The organism is Kitasatospora sp. NPDC034035 (genome assembly GCF_055575755.1).
Genome location: NZ_JBVISA010000028.1, coordinates 1 through 15,863, shown reverse-complemented (window position 1 = coordinate 15,863; position 15,863 = coordinate 1). Strand labels below are relative to the sequence as shown.

At 68.9% G+C, this 15,863-nt stretch carries 19 protein-coding genes; 13 read left to right on the top strand and 6 right to left on the bottom strand.

What is annotated here, in order from left to right; all coding sequences use genetic code 11:
- Nucleotides 1–203: 203 nt before the first annotated feature.
- Nucleotides 204–1,421 (top strand): helix-turn-helix domain-containing protein, encoded by a 1,218-nt coding sequence (locus tag ACZ52J_RS31505; protein WP_465623593.1) that lies wholly within the window; start codon nt 204–206, stop codon nt 1,419–1,421.
- Nucleotides 1,422–1,450: 29 nt separating this feature from the next.
- On the top strand, nt 1,451–1,936 hold the full coding sequence (locus tag ACZ52J_RS31500) for an NUDIX domain-containing protein (protein ID WP_465623591.1): 486 nt from the start codon (nt 1,451–1,453) through the stop codon (nt 1,934–1,936).
- 67 nt (nt 1,937–2,003) lie between these two features.
- Here ACZ52J_RS31500 and ACZ52J_RS31495 read toward each other — a convergent pair whose 3' ends face one another.
- The 5 genes from ACZ52J_RS31495 to ACZ52J_RS31475 all read right to left on the bottom strand — a co-directional run bounded on the left by ACZ52J_RS31495 (nt 2,004) and on the right by ACZ52J_RS31475 (nt 6,158).
- Entirely contained in the window at nt 2,004–2,270 is a 267-nt protein-coding gene (locus ACZ52J_RS31495; protein WP_045306696.1) for a hypothetical protein, read from the bottom strand.
- A 47-nt stretch (nt 2,271–2,317) separates the two neighbouring features.
- Nucleotides 2,318–3,493, bottom strand: a complete 1,176-nt coding sequence (locus tag ACZ52J_RS31490) for a cytochrome P450 family protein (RefSeq protein WP_465623589.1) — start codon at nt 3,491–3,493, stop codon at nt 2,318–2,320.
- 8 nt (nt 3,494–3,501) lie between these two features.
- Nucleotides 3,502–4,743 (bottom strand): MAB_1171c family putative transporter, encoded by a 1,242-nt coding sequence (locus ACZ52J_RS31485; protein ID WP_465623588.1) that lies wholly within the window; start codon nt 4,741–4,743, stop codon nt 3,502–3,504.
- A gap of 15 nt (nt 4,744–4,758) precedes the next feature.
- Nucleotides 4,759–5,256, bottom strand: a complete 498-nt coding sequence (locus ACZ52J_RS31480) for a regulator component (RefSeq protein WP_465623587.1) — start codon at nt 5,254–5,256, stop codon at nt 4,759–4,761.
- 191 nt (nt 5,257–5,447) lie between these two features.
- A complete protein-coding gene (locus ACZ52J_RS31475; RefSeq protein WP_465623586.1) occupies nt 5,448–6,158 on the bottom strand; it encodes an SDR family oxidoreductase in 711 nt (236 codons plus the stop codon).
- Between the two features lie 452 nt (nt 6,159–6,610).
- Between ACZ52J_RS31475 and ACZ52J_RS31470 the strand changes: the two genes are divergently transcribed.
- Nucleotides 6,611–7,432, top strand: coding sequence for a helix-turn-helix transcriptional regulator (locus tag ACZ52J_RS31470; RefSeq protein WP_465623584.1), 822 nt, complete (start codon nt 6,611–6,613; stop codon nt 7,430–7,432).
- A gap of 83 nt (nt 7,433–7,515) precedes the next feature.
- On the opposite strand, the gene ACZ52J_RS31465 is transcribed toward ACZ52J_RS31470, so the two are convergent.
- Nucleotides 7,516–7,968, bottom strand: a complete 453-nt coding sequence (locus ACZ52J_RS31465) for a Secondary metabolite protein (RefSeq protein ID WP_465623582.1) — start codon at nt 7,966–7,968, stop codon at nt 7,516–7,518.
- 427 nt (nt 7,969–8,395) lie between these two features.
- Here ACZ52J_RS31465 and ACZ52J_RS31460 point away from each other — a divergent pair, with 427 nt between their 5' ends.
- The 10 genes from ACZ52J_RS31460 (at nt 8,396) to ACZ52J_RS31415 (ending at nt 15,659) form a co-directional block, all read left to right on the top strand.
- The gene (locus tag ACZ52J_RS31460; protein WP_465623580.1) at nt 8,396–8,725 is read left to right on the top strand and encodes a transcriptional regulator; all 330 of its coding nucleotides are present in this window, start codon (nt 8,396–8,398) and stop codon (nt 8,723–8,725) included.
- Between the two features lies 1 nt (nt 8,726).
- The gene (locus ACZ52J_RS31455) at nt 8,727–9,746 is read left to right on the top strand and encodes a hypothetical protein (protein ID WP_465623578.1); all 1,020 of its coding nucleotides are present in this window, start codon (nt 8,727–8,729) and stop codon (nt 9,744–9,746) included.
- A complete protein-coding gene (locus tag ACZ52J_RS31450) occupies nt 9,746–10,444 on the top strand; it encodes an ATP-binding protein (protein WP_465623577.1) in 699 nt (232 codons plus the stop codon). The genes ACZ52J_RS31455 and ACZ52J_RS31450 overlap by 1 nt, the downstream gene beginning before the upstream one ends.
- 104 nt (nt 10,445–10,548) lie before the next feature.
- Nucleotides 10,549–11,115, top strand: a complete 567-nt coding sequence (locus ACZ52J_RS31445; RefSeq protein WP_465623576.1) for a WhiB family transcriptional regulator — start codon at nt 10,549–10,551, stop codon at nt 11,113–11,115.
- Nucleotides 11,112–12,197: a DUF2637 domain-containing protein gene (locus ACZ52J_RS31440; RefSeq protein ID WP_465623574.1), complete on the top strand. Its 1,086-nt coding sequence runs from the start codon at nt 11,112–11,114 to the stop codon at nt 12,195–12,197. Before ACZ52J_RS31445 ends, ACZ52J_RS31440 begins: the two co-directional genes overlap by 4 nt.
- A gap of 104 nt (nt 12,198–12,301) precedes the next feature.
- Entirely contained in the window at nt 12,302–12,526 is a 225-nt protein-coding gene (locus ACZ52J_RS31435) for a hypothetical protein (RefSeq protein ID WP_363449392.1), read from the top strand.
- Complete coding sequence (locus ACZ52J_RS31430) at nt 12,523–13,188, top strand: MobC family plasmid mobilization relaxosome protein (protein WP_465623573.1); 666 nt, start codon at nt 12,523–12,525, stop codon at nt 13,186–13,188. Before ACZ52J_RS31435 ends, ACZ52J_RS31430 begins: the two co-directional genes overlap by 4 nt.
- Entirely contained in the window at nt 13,188–14,948 is a 1,761-nt protein-coding gene (locus ACZ52J_RS31425; RefSeq protein WP_465623571.1) for a relaxase/mobilization nuclease domain-containing protein, read from the top strand. The genes ACZ52J_RS31430 and ACZ52J_RS31425 overlap by 1 nt, the downstream gene beginning before the upstream one ends.
- A gap of 113 nt (nt 14,949–15,061) precedes the next feature.
- Nucleotides 15,062–15,454 carry a hypothetical protein gene (locus tag ACZ52J_RS31420; RefSeq protein ID WP_465623570.1) on the top strand — a complete coding sequence of 131 codons (393 nt, stop codon included), beginning with the start codon at nt 15,062–15,064 and terminating at the stop codon, nt 15,452–15,454.
- Between the two features lie 82 nt (nt 15,455–15,536).
- The gene (locus ACZ52J_RS31415; RefSeq protein WP_465623568.1) at nt 15,537–15,659 is read left to right on the top strand and encodes a hypothetical protein; all 123 of its coding nucleotides are present in this window, start codon (nt 15,537–15,539) and stop codon (nt 15,657–15,659) included.
- Nucleotides 15,660–15,863 lie beyond the last annotated feature (204 nt).

The window sequence follows — 15,863 nt, the reverse complement described above, 5'->3', positions numbered from 1 at the left end:
CAGGGTACTGAAGAGGCGGAGGTGGCACTCACTACGGACTGCGTCGTCATTGCCTTGGCACCCCTCTTCGTCTCACGTAACAGCCGCTTGCCCAGCAGTGATTGATGGCAAGTCAGAACGCTAAGAGCATGGATGGAGAGGAACCCGGAAAATTCTTCCGGGGCCAGGGCGCCAGGCCCCGCCAAGCTGGAGGTATGCGTGGGATGACCGAAATGCTGAGCGTCGGCGAGCGCGTCGCCTGGTACCGACGGCGGCGGGGCATGTCGCAGGAGGTGCTCGCCGGACTCGTCGGCCGAACCGCCGACTGGCTGAGCAAGGTGGAGAACGGCCGCATCGAACTGGACCGGCTGTCTGTGATCAAGGCTCTGGCTGACGCTCTCGACGTCCAGCTTGGTGACCTGCTCGCCGAACCATCACTCCTGGACTGGACGACCGACGTGCAGGGTGGCACGGTGCCGAGGCTGCGCGAAGCTCTCATGGACTACAGGAACATGTCTCCGTTGCTGGCGCCTGACCCGGCGGGCCCTCCACCCGACCTGGAGATCCTGCGGGCCGAGGTCGGAACGGCCTGGTCCGCTTACCAGGACGCCAGGTATGCCCGCGCCACTCGACTCATCCCCGGCATCCTGGCGGAAGCCCAACGCGCGGTCCGCACGTTCGAGGGTGACGAACAGTTACAGGCGCAGGCGCTGCTGGCGATGGCCTACCAGGGTGCAGCCATGGTGCTGACGAAGATAGGCGAGTCGGATCTGGCCTGGATCGCCGCAGACCGTGGCCTTGCCGCTGCTCAGGAGGCCGGGAACCCCATCATCGTCGGCTCGCTCTTCAGATCTGTCTCCCACTGTCTGCTGGCCAATGGGCGCCTCGCCGCCGCCCGGGACCTGGTTACGGACGCGGCCGGCTACATGGAGGGCAGCCTCGTGCACCCTTCGCCGACGCACCTTTCGGTCTACGGCACGCTGTTTCTTGTCGGGGCTATGGCCGCGGCCCGCATCGACGATCGCGCCACTGTCCGCGAGTTCCTCGCCGAAGCCGATCGGGCGGCGCAACGCCTGGGCCACGACGCCAACCACATGTGGACGGCGTTCGGACCGACCAACGTCGCAATCCACCGCATCTCGACGGCCATGGAGCTGGGAGACGTCCAGATCGCCGCCGACCAAGGCCCACGGGTGGATTCGTCCACCCTGCCGCTCGAACGCCGCGTACGCCACACCCTCGAAGTCGCCCGTGCCTACAGTGCGCAGAACCGCATGGACGAAGCCCTCGCTCTCGTGCTGGACGCCGAGGAGCTGGGCCCCGAACAGGTGCGCTACCACTTCATCCCCCGGCAGCTGGTGACCATGTGGGTTCGTCAGCAGCGGGGGAAGCCGAGCCACCTTCTCGCGGGTGTGGCTCAGCGGCTCCGCATCATCGGATGAGAGGTTGCCGGACGACTACAGTCGTCGCCATGAGCGACTCCGAACTCAACGAGGCCGTAGCCCAGCCCCGCACCGCCGCGGGAGTGCTGTTCTTCGACGAAACCGGGCGGGTGCTCCTGGTCAAGCCCACCTACAAGCCCGGCTGGGAGATCCCCGGCGGCTACCTGCACCCGGGCGAGACGCCGAGCCAAGGTGCGGCTCGGGAGGTCAAGGAGGAGCTCGGCATCACCCCACCTGTAGGTCGACTCCTCGTCGCGGACTGGGCACCGCACCCGACTGAGGGGGACAAGCTGCTCTTTGTCTTCGACGGCGGCGTCCTTCCGGACGACGAACGCGCCCAGATCATCCTGGACGGGGTGGAAATCGGCGAGTATGCCTTCCACAGCTCGGATCAGCTCGACATCCTTCTCATCCCGCGCCTCGCCCGCCGCGTCCACGCTGCACTGAACGCTCGATCCCGCGTAGAGACTTCGTACTTGGAGCACGGCGCGCACTGGGCTACCGGCGACATGTAGTGCTCCGAGTGGCACCCTGCTGATCGCTACGCCGACGTACTCGCTTGAGCCGCCGGTCTCGCTGACGTCACAGGCTTTTCAGCACGGCTTGGCACTCCCGGCACCGCTTGTCGTACAGCGCGGGCGGGTACCAGGGTTCGCCCGGCCGAGCCGGGCGGTAGTGGGCGTGTTCCATCGCGTCGGTGTCGAGGCCGCAGAGAGTCCGTGGGAGAGGGTCCTCGGGCGCGTCGGGGTCGGCGCCGGCGGCGTGCACCAGAAGAACGACCGGCTCGACACCATCGGGTCCGATCTCCTGATCCGGCTCCAACTCGAGAAGAACGACGATCGAGGCCATGTCCCGACCCTGCGGCACGGTTGAGCCGGGCGCATCCTGGGTTCGGCCTATGGCAGGACGGGCAGCGCCTCGAGGCCCCGCATGAGCCGTGTGTGCCGCCATTGCAGCTCGGCACTGGGCACAGCTAGGCGAAGCCGGGGGAATCGGGTAACGATGCGCCGGAAGGCGATCTCACCCTCGGCGCGAGCCAGGGGAGCCCCGAGGCACCGGTGGATGCCGTGCCCGAAGGCGAGATGCCCCTTGCTGTCCCGGGCAAGGCCGAGTCGGTCCGGGTCGGGGAAGCGAGCGGGGTCGCGGTTCGCGGCGCCGGGCGCGATGAGCACTGGGGAGCCCGCAGGAATCTCGGTGCCGCCGAGGCTGATGGCCTCGGTGGCGAATCGGAAGGTGGCCATGCTCACAGGCGAGTCGAACCGGAGAAGCTCGTCCACGGCCGTGTTGACAAGGTCAGGCTCGTCTCGCAGGCGGTGCAACGAATCCGGCGTCTGCAGCAGGGCCAGGAGACCGTTGCCGATCAGGTTGGTGGTGGTCTCGTGCCCGGCAACGAGCAGGAGCACCGCAAGGGAGACAAGCTCGTCCTCGCTGAGCTGGTCCTCACCGTCCCGGGCACGGATCAGGTCGTTGAGCAGGCTGTCGTCGGGGGCGCGTCGCTTCGCCTCGATGAGGTCAGCCATGTAGCCGGCGACGGCATGCGAGGCGGAGTCGATCCGTTCGGGCTGCCCGGCCGCGAAGAGCTCGTTGGACCATGTGCGCACCGCCGCGCGGTCGGAGTTGGGAACTCCGAGCAGCTCGCAGATGACGGTGACGGGCAGTGGGACGGCGAGGCTCTCGATGGCGTCGGCCCGCTCGCCGGGCACCCACGCGTCGAGCAGCTCGTCCGTCACGCTGGCGATGTACGGGCGGAGCCGCGCGACGGCCCCTGGAGTGAACGCCTTCGTCACCAGGCTCCGCAGCCGCGTGTGCTGCGGCGGATCGGTGGCCAGCATGCTCTGGGATACGGCGGGGTGCAGGTTGCGTCCGATGTCCTTGCCAGCAAAGAAGGCCGCCGTGTCCTTGGACAGCCGCGGGTCGGTGAACGCCTCTCTGGCCTCGGCGTAGCTGGTAACGAGGTAGCTCGACCGCCCTCCTCCGCTGGGCACCTGCTTGACCGGCGAGGCGCTTCGGAGTGCCGCGAAGGTGGGGTACGGGTTCCGGAAGAAGCCTGGCTCCTGAAGTGGGTTGCTCATGCTCATCCCTATGCCGTCTCGAGCATCGGTGCCTCGCGCGAGGCCGTCCGGACGATGTCGCTTGTGGCGTACGCCCGTGCCACCGAGCGTAGCCAGATCGTCTCGGCGCGGAGGTCTCCCGCGCGGGCGGCTGTTCCGGGAGCCTGCGGTGACAGAGCGAACTCCGGCTCGATGCCGGCGCGCATCGCCCGGATGGCCGCCGCCAGGACGGCCGCCTCGACCGTCGCGTCACCGTCGGCAGTGCCGGCCAGGTTCCGCCGCTCAACCTCTCGGACGGCCGCCTGCTGGACGGTGAGCGAACGGAAAGGGCGCAGGCTAAGGATGCCGTCGTTGATCTCGACGATGCGACGGTGGAGCAGGAAGTCGACCTCGTTCTCGACCACGGCATCGTCATCGAGGACGATCTCGGGCAGGGCCGCAGTGAAGTCCCGCCACAGGGGATCGAGGTCGGCGATCGACTTTCGCTCCCAGCGGCGGCGGAGGAACTGCGTGAGCGGCCAGAGTGCGGCCGGCAGGGTCAGGCCAGCGGTGATGAGGAGCACGCCGATGGCCGGAGCCGTGACACTCAGAGCGCATTTCACCGGTGTGAACAGGTTGGTGCAGCGCGGTCCGCCGGGGATGGCATCCCAACCGAACAGGGCTCCAACGGCGTTGATGGTCTTGTAGGCGGTGTAGAGAAGGGCGAAGACGCAACCGACGGCCGTGGTGCGAAGGCCGATGCGCTGGCTCTTCCGGGTGGCGGTGCGCGACCGGGTCCAGGTCTGGGTGAGGCAGTCGTAGACGGCGTATCCGAGGAACGCGATGTACGCGGCGGAGTAGATGTGCAAGGAGGCGGGTGCCTCGTCGAGCTTGCCCTGGAGCTCGGCAGCGCTCCACATCAGCGTGCGCGGAGTGACTGCAAAAGCGAAGGCCATCGTGGCGACGGTCAGGGCCAGGAGACGGAGCCGCCACCGAACCCGGCGCCGAGCCTCGGTTGCGTCGTGGTTGAGAAAGAGGAGCACGGAGGCGACGCTGGCCGCTGCCGACAGAGTCGCGGAGTTGCTCACCAGCCGGGAGAAGTCTGGCGTGATGGAGTCCTCCAGCGTCCGGATCGCCGGTTCGTAGGCGCTGAAGGCGATCGCGAAGCACCCGAGGAAGGCGGAGAGGCTCAGGGTGCCGGCGGGGCGTTGGCCGGGCCGGCGTCTGAATGCCCAGTAGAGCGATGCGGCCAGCAGCAGCAAGGGCATACCGCCGAAGATGGCGCTGATCATGGTCGTTCCTTCAGGTCAGGCGAAGATCGCGTCCCAGCGCTCGTCGGCCGCTGCCGGGCGACGTGCCGGAAGGAGGCGTTCGCGGTACACGCGCTGGCGGATGAGCGTGGCCATGTACTCGGCCTCGCGCTCGTCCGCGGTGGTGTAGGCCGTACGGCCAGACATGCGCTGAATGAGGGTCGGATTCAGTCCGATGGCTGCGGCGACTCCGTCGCCGAGGGAGAGAGAACCCGGGTGGTCGCACAGGATGTGGCTGATCTCGTGCGCCAGGATGTGCAACTGGTGGGCGGCCGAGGTCCCCTGCTCGACGAACAGGTAGTCGACAGTAGGCGTCTCAACCCGAATGCCGCAGGGCGTGTCCGCAGCGCTGTTCGAGTCCAGGGGCTGGAGGATGATCGGCTTTCCCCGCATGGCAGCGACAGCCTCGCGCAGCTGCTGGGTGCCGAAGCGGTGGGGCAGTTCGAGACGTCCGAGGCGTTCCTCGCAGACGGCTCGAAGGGGGCGCTTGTCCATGATCTCCCCTCACAGGGAAAGGTCGCTGGGGCGTGCTGGCCAGTGGGGTGGCCGAGCAGAGGGTCTCGCGTACAGCGGTGGGAGATCGACGGCGAGACGGGAACCGCCAAGGGTGCGACGGCTCGACCGGCCGCTGATCTGACCTTGTCAGTAAGGCCGTCGGTCGGACGCGCCTTCTCGCTGTCGGAGCGTCAGTGCCCCATGGCGACGCCGCCGTCGACGGGGATGACGGCGCCCGTGATGTAGGCCGCGTCTTCGCTGGCTACGAAGCGCACCGCCGAAGCGATCTCCCGTGGCTGGGCGATTCGGCGGAGCGGGACCTGGGCGATGATGTGGTCCAGGCGTTCCTTGCCGAGGACCGCGGTCATTTCCGTCTCGGTGAGGCCGGGGGCCACCACGTTCGAGGTGATGCCCTTACCGCCGTACTCACGAGCGAGAGAGCGAGCGAAGCCGATGAGCCCTGCCTTGCTGGCCGCGTAGTTGGATTGGCCAGCCTCGCCGACCATGGCGACAGCTGACGAGATGAAGACCAGCCTGCCGCCTCGTCGCGTGCGGAGCATTGCGCGGACCGCGCGCTTGGCGCAGCGGTACGCACCGGTCAGGTTGGTCTCGAGTGTTGCCGCCCAGTCCTCCTCGGCCATCCGAAGAAGGAGGCAGTCCCTTGTGACACCAGCGTTGATGATCACGACGTCCGCTGGCCCCTGTTCAGCTTCAGCAGCCGTGAAGGCCCGCTCGACGTCGTCCGGGACAGTCACGTCGCACTGCACCGCGAAGAGGCCGAACGGCGGCTCGCCGGAGCGATAGGTGATGGCGACACGGTCGCCGTCCTCGGCCATCTGCCGAGCCACCTCAAGCCCGATTCCCCGACTTCCACCAACCACCAGAACCGACCGACCGGACATCCCCTGCTCCTTCACGCACAAGCCAGAACCACGCCGGTGCAGGATGCAGGTCGCGGACGGACATGGTGCGGAACTGCTGCCTCCGGGAATCGGCGCTTCCTCACAATGCACCGGCATGAGCGGAAGTCTCACTTCCGGGAATCAGCAGTTCCGCTCACGGAGTGTTGCTGACAGTGCTTGCTGGTTGAAGTTTCAATGTGGCGCGAGGTGACCGGGCTCAAGCGCTACGTGTGCATTGGCGGCCAGAGGTGGGGCGGATTGTTCCGTGCAATTTGACCTTGAAGCTCCATCGTCGCGCCTGGGTCGTCTCGACTGATGGGCAACTGATTGCATACGTTCCGTGAAATTGATCTTGGTTTCAAGATTTTCTGACGTCGTGTCGCTTTTGGCGTGATATGAGCCACAAGATCAAATAAAGAAGATCGTCTACGATCCCCGTAAAATCACCAGTTATGAGCGTGAGCGAGGCGGCGGGCGCCGCAGAGGACCCTGCTGACTCCCTGGGCGATCTGCTCCGGTACTGGCGGGGCCGCCTCGACCCCCAGCGCATCCCCGGCCTGGTCCGCGATGGCCGGCGCAGTCCCGGCTTGTCGCAGAGGGAAGTTGCCCGCTTCACTGGCGTGAGTGATCGGTGGTACCGCGAGCTGGAGCTGGGGCGCCAAGCCAACTTCTCCGAGGACTTCCTGGACCGGCTCGCCTTCACGCTCCGCCTGTCCGACGCCGAGCGTCACATCCTCTACCTACGCGCCATCGGTCGGCCCCCCGCGCCACGCGGCGGCGCTGACGCAAAGGCCATCCAGGCGCTGGACGGGCCGATGCAGCGACTTCTGGACAGTCAGCTTCCCCATCCGGCCTACCTCTCAGACGAGGCGTGGACCATCTTCGGGCATAACAAGCCGCAGGCCGACTGGTTCCCGTGGATCCCCTACGAGCCCAACCTCATGAGGTGGGCCTTCCTGTACCCAGAGGCCCGCGACCAGCTGGTGAACTGGCGAGACGACTGGGCGCGCCCCTTTCTGGCGCAGATCCGGTTCGCATGCCTGCAGCTCCCCGAGAGTGAGCCCCTCCAGCGGCTCAAGCGAGACGTCCTGAAGGGAAATCCCGAGGCGCGCGAGATCTGGGATCGGCACGAGGTGGTAGAGCATCCAGACGGCCAAGAACGCCGCCTGCGGTTGCCTTATCACGGCGACCGCGAGGTCGCCGTGAATATCATGGCTTTGGCTCCGCTCCGCAGTAGCACGACGCGGTTCATTGTCCTGCAGATGGCAGATTAGGCGGGCGGTCATAAACAGCAGTGGGCGCATTCGAGCTAATGGCTCGAATGCGCCCACTGCTGTTTCTTGGCAACGCGCGCAGATTATTCGTTCAAATCAAGGCCCAGGAAGTCATCGCCGGACGGGAGACCCTCCAGATTTCGGGCTTGCTGGATGACGGTGTGCACCATCTTGAGGCTCGCAGGCGACAGGCCGGCGGACCGCAGTGCCACCTGTGCGATCTGCTGGTCCCGCATCGCCGCTACGAGCTTGATCTCGTCCGCCGTGCGCTCGGCCACCTCGTCGTCGAAGAAGTAGCCGGCGGGCACGCCGAAGAAGGCCGCAAGGGCCTTGATCGTCTCCATTTTCGGATTGCCGCGCGCGCCGGTGCGCAGCTGTTGGATCCCGCTCGCCGTGATCGCACCCTCGCCGTTGCCGGCTTCCTTGAGGGCCTGAGCCACCTCGGCGTACGTATACGAGCCGCGGTTGGCGGGATGGACCTCGTTGAACAAGTGGTCCAGCCGCTCGGCGAAGGTCCGCCCTGCTCTCTCGGTCATGCCCACCTCCTGTCGTCCCGCCGAGTCTAACCACTGGAGTGTGCGGATCGGAACCCAGGGGCCTTCACTCGACACAGCAGTTGACGCGAGGGCGCAACTGGAGTGTACGTTGATCCCGCATGCTGTCGCTCAGCAGTTGATACGTGCTGGTGGCGCCGGGTGGAAACCACCCTGGACTGATCGCGAGGGTGCCTCGTATGGTGCTGCTCCCGCCGCTGAGGACGGGGCCAGGAAAGGGGAGGGGACAGAGGATGCGCGGACCACCGTGACCAGCGAACCGGGGTGGAAACGAGACCGGCGTCCGGGAGCTACCAACTCCTGGACGCCGGGGCCGGCACCCCGAAGGGCACCGAATCACAACCACGCGGGCGGCGGGGCTTTTGCGCGAGAACCGCCACCTGCGCTCCTACAAGCAACGGAGTATCGCATGCTCACGACCGTGAGCGGAACCCCGGCATGCCCGGACGCCGACCGCCAGCAGCGCCTCGCCGCGCAGCTCACCGACATGATCCCCGGCGCCGCCACCATCCGCGTCAGCTTCACCGACCCCACCCAGCGGTGGCCTCACGCCCACTCCCGGGCCTGGGACGCAGCGGGCGAGCCGATCGAACTGAGCCGCACCACCGCCAAGATCGCCGCGCGCTGGATCCTGCGGGTCTGGCCCAAGGCCGACTGGAGCCTGGCCCACACCCTCTCCGTCGCAACCGCGACACTCACCCACGGCGGTGCCCGCGCCGTGACCGGTCGGGGCCGCTGACATGGCGCGGATCCGGACCATCAAGCCGGAGGCGTTCGTCTCCGAGTCACTCGCCGAAGTGACGGTCGACGCCGAGCGGACCTTCTTCGGCCTGCTGACCCAGTCCGACGACCACGGTCGGCACCGGGACAACGCGGCGATCATCGCCGGGCTCCTGTGGCCGCTGCGCGCCGAGCACACCTCGGTGCACGTTGAGGACGACCTCCACCAGCTCGCGAACGCCGGGCTGATCTGCCGGTACACCGGCTGCGACGGCCGGCGTTACCTCCACGTCGTCACCTGGTCCGAGCACCAGAAGATCGACAAGCCGAGTCTGTCCCGGCTGCCCTCGTGCCCGCACCACCACGGCGCCGACCGCTGCGGCCCCTGCAAGGGCACGTGCGCGAGGGCCGCCGAGGCTTCGGCGACGGCTACCCGAGGCTTCGCCGAGCCTTCGCCGGACCATCCCGGAGCCCTCGATCTGCCGACGGAGGCAGCTCTGACGCGTCCTGCCGGACAGGGCCAGGCATCGACGGCTCGGCAGCACGCCCTGACTGGCCTCGTCGCGACGCCGAGCCACGGTGTCGGGAAAACCGCAGGTCAGGCGACATTCTCCGAGGACTCTCCGAAGGCTCCCCGAAGGCTCGACGATGGCTCGGCGCCTGGATCTAGGATCTTGGATCCTGGATCTTCTTTCCCTACGGGGCGCACAGTGCCCGACGCCACCGTCTCGGCCAAGGACCTCCTCGCCGAGTACGTCACCGCCTGCACCAGCCGCCCGCCGGAGGATGTGCTCGGGCACATCGGCCGGATCACCAAGAAGCTCCTGGCCGAGGACATCGCGGTCGAGCACATCCGCGCCGGGCTCCAGCGGTTCGCCGAGATCCAGGGCCACCCGAGCCGCCTGCCGAGCCTGGTGAACGACTCCATGAACTCACGGGGCTCCGGTTTGGCGCGGCCGGGATTCCGGCCTAACGTGCCCGCTCACCAGGCGTGGACCAACCCGGTCGACGCCGTCGCCGCCTACGCCGAGGAGCTGTGATGCGCACCCGCGAACCGCAGACCCTCGGCGAGGGAGCCCTCGACCGGGTGGCCCGGATCCTGGCCGCTCGCCGCATCGACCCGGCCGTCGTCGCCGCTCTCAGCGACGAGCCCGCAGGCTGCTCGGCCGTGGAGGCCCTGTCGGCCGGAATGCCGCCCCGCTACCGAGGCGCGGTGGCCGATCACCCGCAGGTCCTGGCCTGGGTCAGCGAGGTCGCCGAACAGGCCGTCGCCCCGAGCATCGGGGCTCGGCGACAGGTCGCCACCGGCCCGAGCCTGCTGATGGCCGGGGTGGTCGGGGCGGGCAAGACACACGAGGCGTACGGCGCGGTCACCGCACTGGTGCAGGCCGGCATCGGCGTGCGCTGGCGCGCCACCACCGCAGCCGACCTGTACGCCGAACTGCGGCCCAGCTCCGACACCGACGCCGAGCGGGTGCTGGCGACCTACAGCCGGGTGCCGCTGCTGGTCCTCGACGACCTCGGCGCCGCGAAGACGAGCGAGTTCGTCGAGGAGCAGACCTACCGGCTGATCAACCGCCGGTACAACCACATGCTCCCGACCCTGATCACGACGAACCTCCGGATCAGGGACCTCAAGGCATACCTCGGTGACCGGGTCACCTCCCGGCTGGCGCAGATGACCACCCGGGTCGAGTTCGAGCCGGTCGACCGCAGACGCCTACAGCGCGCCGCGTGAACCGCCGCCGGGCCGCGCTCGAGCGCCGCCCGATGCACCTCCCGACCCAGCGCACCTCTCCGCCGACGCCCACTGCGCGCGGAGAGCGATCGGAGCAACCCCGCATGAGCACCACGACGATCAGCCCTGCCCGCCACCGCTCGCTCGGCGACCACACCTGGCAGGACCAGGCCGTCTGCCAGCCGACCGAGTACAACCCGGTCGACCCCGAGATCTTTTTCCCTGAGCCCGACGAGACCGACAAGATCGCCACAGCCAAGGCGCTGTGCGGCCAGTGCCCGGTCCGTCGCGCTTGCCTCGACGCAGCGCTGGAGGCCAACGACACGCACGGCATCCGGGGCGGGACCACGGAGGAGGAGCGCGAGCCACTCCACGAGAAGATCGCCGCCCGCCTCGACTACTCCCGGGTCAATGCCACCCTGGCCGGACGCGACATCCACCTGACCAAGACCGAGCGCCGCGCGGTGGTCATCGCCGGATACCGCCACGGCGTCAGCGTCGAGCGCCTCGCCCAGCTTCTGAAGATTACCGAGGAGCACGCCCAGAAGCTGTACCGCGAGACCCGCCGCGCCATCCGAAACCGAGACCTGGAACAGACCACGAAGACCACCCAGCCACCCAGGCAGACCGGCGAGCACCTCGGCCGCGACGACTTCGGGACGGCAGCGTGACCACCGCAGCAGCGCCGACCACGGCCCACGTCACCGCCTGGGACCGCGCGGTCATCATCGCCCTCGGCGGCGCGGGATGCGCCCTGTCCTACGACGCCCTCCAGCAGATGGCCGTCGCCATCCACGTCCGCGGACTCCTGACCTACCTCTTCCCGCTGGTCATCGACGGCTTCATCGCCTACGGCGTCCGGGCCCTGCTGGTCCTGCGCGACGCACCGCTGCGAGCCCGCATGTACGTCTGGCTGCTATTCGGCACCGCCACCGTCGCCAGCATCTGGGCCAACGAGCTGCACGCGGTGCGACTGAACGAGCTGAGCACCTCGGTCACCGGCCTGCGGCTCGGCGACACCGTGGTCGCCATCCTGTCCACCCTCGCCCCGCTCGCCCTGGCCGGAGCAGTCCACCTCTACATCCTGATCGCCCGGGGGCCGGTCAGCGGAAGTGGCCGAGGTGACCTCGGACAGCCCGGTCACTCCGGCCAGGCCGGTCAGGTCACTCAGGTCGAGCGCATCCCGGTCACCCCGACCGACCGCCCCGGACAGCACCAGCCGCAGCCCGGTCAGGGCACCGCCGGGCAGCCGGTCACCGCGCTGACCGAGGCGCCCAAGGTGTCCGCGGACAAGCACCGACCGGACAACTGGGCAGGGACTGAGGAAGGCCGGCGGGAGGTCACTGCTGGCCAGCACCCTGCCGACACCGGCCACGCTGACCCGCTGACCCAAGCCGCTGACCTGGGCGGACAGCCTGTCAGCGCCCCGGCGGACAGCACCCGGTTGGTCAACCCCGAGCCGGTGACCGCATCGGTGGCCAGCATCCCACCGGTCACTGACCGGCCGGTGACCGCGCCGCCGGTCGGTGACCGGGACAACCGCACAACCGGTGACCGGCGCGGTGACCCCGACACCGAGCGGCTGCTGGAGATCGCCCGAATGGCGGTCAGCGCCGAGGACAAGCTGACCCGCAAGGTGGTCGCCCAGGCGATCCGAGGTCAGCAGATCCCGCTCTCCTCCGACACGCTGACCGCCCTGATGGCCCAGCTGCGCGAGCAGAGCACACCGCCGGTCACCGCCACCCGGAACTGACCGGGCAGCACCTGCGGGCGGGTGACCGGACCGGTCAATCCAGCCGGTCACCCGCCCCGGGGCACCCACCCACGACCTCCTCCACCGAACCGGAGAACACCACGATGCGCACGACTCCCGCCACGACCGTCGAGGTGGACACCTGGATCGCGGTCCTGCACGAGAACGGCCACCTCCACCAGGCCGAGGCAGGTCCCGACGGCACCTGGACCGTGCAACGCCGCCGACACAGCCGCCCCTGGACCCTCCACCACCCCGTCCTGGCCATGGACTTCATCGAGGACATCCTGCGCGACATCCAGCAGCAGAGCGCGGAGACGGGCCGATGACCGCCCGGACTCCGGAGGGCACCACCCACGGCGGGGAGCGTGACCCCAATCAGGCTCCTGGCGGAGCAAGTTGTCGCGTACGACGGTCCTACGGCCCGTCGTACGCACTTACCCACGCCCAGGAGTGCGCGGGAAGTCCGGCTGGTCCCCGAGCGAGGGCGCACGGAGACCAGCCGGACTCCCAGCACCAGGGGGCGCCGGTCGCAGGGGGAGAAACAGACCACCATACGACGCCCGAGCAGCCGAGCCCGAGCACACCCGCATTCCCCGACCGCAAACCCCGCCGCCGCAGCCGCAACCCCAGCGAGCGCACCCGAAAGACGACCACGCGCCTCTCCGACGCCGAGAAAGCCGAGATCGCCGCCGCCGCCAAGCTGCGTGCCGTCACCGTCGCCCGCTTCCTCGCTGCCGCCGGCCTCGCCGCCGCCCGCGGTTCCACCACCGTGCAGACCAACGAACAGCTCGACGCAGCCATCGACGAGCTCGCTGCCCTGCGCACCGCCCTCTCCCGGGTCGGCAACAACATCAACCAGATCGCCTACGTCTACAACGCCGGAGGGCAGCCCCGCCCCGGCGAACTCGACCAGGCCCTCACGACTCTGACCCGACTCCTGGCCCGCATCGACGACACAGCCGACACCCTGGTGAAGAAGCGACTCTGATGGTCCCGAAGATCCGACGTGGCTCGCGCACCCACGGCCTGCTCGTCTATCTCTTCGGCCCAGGCAAGCGCGACGAACACACCGACCCACACCTCGTCGGCAGTTGGGACGGCTTCGCCCCCGACCCCGGCCGAGACACCAGCCCGGACCCCGACCCCAAGGTGGCCTTGTCCCGGCTCGCCGCCGCCCTGGACCTGCGGGTCAAGCAGGCCGGTACCGACGCCCCGGCCGAACACGTCTGGCACTGCTCGGTGCGCACCGACCCCGGCGACCGGCTCCTCACCGACGACGAGTGGGACACCGTCGCCCGCCGCCTGGTCCAGGCCACGGGCCTCGTGCCCGAAGGCGACCCCGACGGCTGCCGCTGGGTCGCAGTGCGCCACGCGGACGACCACATTCACATCCTGGCCACCATGGTCCGAGGAGACCTGCGCCGCCCCCGGATGAACTACGACAAGAAGAAGGCCCAGGCCGAATGCCGCCTGATCGAGAAGGAGATGGGCCTGCGTCAGCTCAAGCCCGGCGACGGGACCGCCGCCAAGAACCCCACCAGCGCCGAGCGCTTCAAGGCCGAGCGCACCGGACACACCGAGACCCCGCGCGAGACGCTGCGCGAGGCAGTCCGCCAAGCCGTTGCCGGAGCCGCCACCGAAGCCGAGTTCTTCGCCCGCCTGCGCTCGGCCGGCCTTCGCGTCAAGCCCCGCCTTGCCCCCTCCGGCGACACCCTCGGCTACTCCGTCGCGCTGCCTGGCGACCGCAACCGCGACGACCAGCCCATCTGGTTCTCCGGCTCAACGCTGGCCCCCGACCTCTCCCTCCCCAAGATCCGCCAGCGCCTGGCCACCGGACCACTCGACCAGGCCGTCTCGGCAACCGACGCCAACACCACCGCCACGAAGACCCGCTGGTCACCGCCCGCCAAGGCCCGCCGCCACGCGAGCCAGCTCGCCGAGCGCGCCGCCCTCGACCTCGACAACGGTGGCGACGACGCAGCCGCCCAGCTCGTCGGCGCCGGCGAACTCCTCGACGCCGTCGCACAGACCTCACCGGCCGCCACCCGCGACGAACTACGAGCCGCCGCCCGAGCCTACGAGCGCGCCACCCGAAGCCACGTCAGCGCCGAGCGCGCCGACAACCGCGCCCTGCGCTCAGCCGCCCGGGGCATCATCCACGCCGGCGGCGCGCTCGGCCGAGGCGAGGACGGCGGCACCACGGCGATGCTGCTGTCCACCCTGGTCCTGGTGGCCCTGGCAGCAGCCCGCTGGCACTCCGCCCGCGGACACGCCCAGCAGGCCGCCGCCTCCCGCCAGGCCGCCGAACATCTGCGCACTGCGTACCGCCAGGCCGCCACCACGCCGATGACGGTCATGCACGAGCAGGGGCGAGCACTGCCCGAGCCCCAGCGCCGCCGTCTTGACGCCACCATCCGAGCCGCTCTGCCAAAGTCCGTGGGTCGGCCTGCCCGGGAAGAGCGATGGGACGCGCTGGCCGCAACCCTCGCCCAGGCTGAGCAGGCGGGCTACGACCCGGATGCTCTGCTGCAGGAGGCCATTGCACAGAGGGAGTTGGGAACTGCTCAGGACATCAACGACGTTCTCGTGTGGCGACTGCGCCGCCTGGCCAAACTCCCGGCCCACCCGGAGGCGCCCCGCAGCCCCAGTGCCGGTACCGGCCGCGCCAGGCCGGCAACCAACCGGGCCATCAGCAGCCCCACCACGCCCGCCGCTGCCGACCCGCGCAGTCGCGCGCCGCGCCGCTGAACCCCGGTCCGGCAGGCCGACCACCGGCCTGCCGGACCGGGCAAAGCCCTGGACAACCAGTTCCACCTGCTGTTACGGATGAAACGAAGGCACTCGACGGGGAGAACACGCTCGTGACCAGAACCACCGACCACCGCACGAAGCCGGCATCGACGCCCCTGACGACCGCACCGGCCAGCGACCCGCTGCTCCAACTGGAGAACGAGACCGAGCCCCCGAGCGGTCCGGGAGCCACCCGCTGCCTCAGCCACGCAGACGAACTCGCCCTCGGCGGCATCCCGGTCATCTGCTCGGCATGCAAGGCCCGCCGTGACTGGCTGCTGATCAACCAGGGCTGCAACGTCTACGTTCGCTGCCGCTGCGCGAACGAGTGGCTTGAGCCCGAGATCACCCGGGCCGACTTCGACGCGATGGTCAACGGCCAGTGGACCAACTACCCCACGCTCGACACCGCCATCACGGACACGGGCTTCGACGGCTCGTTCGGCGGGATGTACCTCAACTGATCACACGCCCCGTCAGTCGGCAGAGTGCCCACGGTTAGCAAACGACGAGGAGCGCCACTCGCCGACTGATGGCGCTCCTCATGTGGGGCTGGTCATCGTGGTCGTCGTGCTGGCCGCCTGCGCGCATGAGAACGCCGCAGGCATCGCCCTGCTGGACGGTGTGGCCGACCAGGCCGACACGGTGCGCAAGGCCCTGGTCGACTAGGGGTTAAAGAAGAGAGTCGTCGAGCAAGGCAAGCAGTACGGCATTGATGTCGAGATCGTCGAACGCAACCCGGCCGACGTGGGCTTCGTTCCGCAGGCTATGCGGTGGGTGACGTTCCCCTCGTAGCGTAGAGGCCGTGGCTGAAGGGGAAGTTGGGAGTCATGGCGGAGAAGAGGCGGAAGTTCGACGCGGAGTTCCGCGAGG

Excerpts from the sequence above, each read along its gene's own strand:
- ACZ52J_RS31505 (WP_465623593.1), top strand. The coding sequence starts at position 204 with ATGACCGAAATGCTGAGCGTCGGCGAGCGCGTCGCCTGGTACCGACGG.
- ACZ52J_RS31500 (WP_465623591.1), top strand. The coding sequence starts at position 1,451 with ATGAGCGACTCCGAACTCAACGAGGCCGTAGCCCAGCCCCGCACCGCC.
- ACZ52J_RS31495 (WP_045306696.1), bottom strand. The coding sequence starts at position 2,270 with ATGGCCTCGATCGTCGTTCTTCTCGAGTTGGAGCCGGATCAGGAGATC.
- ACZ52J_RS31490 (WP_465623589.1), bottom strand. The coding sequence starts at position 3,493 with ATGAGCAACCCACTTCAGGAGCCAGGCTTCTTCCGGAACCCGTACCCC.
- ACZ52J_RS31485 (WP_465623588.1), bottom strand. The coding sequence starts at position 4,743 with ATGATCAGCGCCATCTTCGGCGGTATGCCCTTGCTGCTGCTGGCCGCA.
- ACZ52J_RS31480 (WP_465623587.1), bottom strand. The coding sequence starts at position 5,256 with ATGGACAAGCGCCCCCTTCGAGCCGTCTGCGAGGAACGCCTCGGACGT.
- ACZ52J_RS31475 (WP_465623586.1), bottom strand. The coding sequence starts at position 6,158 with ATGTCCGGTCGGTCGGTTCTGGTGGTTGGTGGAAGTCGGGGAATCGGG.
- ACZ52J_RS31470 (WP_465623584.1), top strand. The coding sequence starts at position 6,611 with ATGAGCGTGAGCGAGGCGGCGGGCGCCGCAGAGGACCCTGCTGACTCC.
- ACZ52J_RS31465 (WP_465623582.1), bottom strand. The coding sequence starts at position 7,968 with ATGACCGAGAGAGCAGGGCGGACCTTCGCCGAGCGGCTGGACCACTTG.
- ACZ52J_RS31460 (WP_465623580.1), top strand. The coding sequence starts at position 8,396 with ATGCTCACGACCGTGAGCGGAACCCCGGCATGCCCGGACGCCGACCGC.
- ACZ52J_RS31455 (WP_465623578.1), top strand. The coding sequence starts at position 8,727 with ATGGCGCGGATCCGGACCATCAAGCCGGAGGCGTTCGTCTCCGAGTCA.
- ACZ52J_RS31450 (WP_465623577.1), top strand. The coding sequence starts at position 9,746 with ATGCGCACCCGCGAACCGCAGACCCTCGGCGAGGGAGCCCTCGACCGG.
- ACZ52J_RS31445 (WP_465623576.1), top strand. The coding sequence starts at position 10,549 with ATGAGCACCACGACGATCAGCCCTGCCCGCCACCGCTCGCTCGGCGAC.
- ACZ52J_RS31435 (WP_363449392.1), top strand. The coding sequence starts at position 12,302 with ATGCGCACGACTCCCGCCACGACCGTCGAGGTGGACACCTGGATCGCG.
- ACZ52J_RS31430 (WP_465623573.1), top strand. The coding sequence starts at position 12,523 with ATGACCGCCCGGACTCCGGAGGGCACCACCCACGGCGGGGAGCGTGAC.
- ACZ52J_RS31425 (WP_465623571.1), top strand. The coding sequence starts at position 13,188 with ATGGTCCCGAAGATCCGACGTGGCTCGCGCACCCACGGCCTGCTCGTC.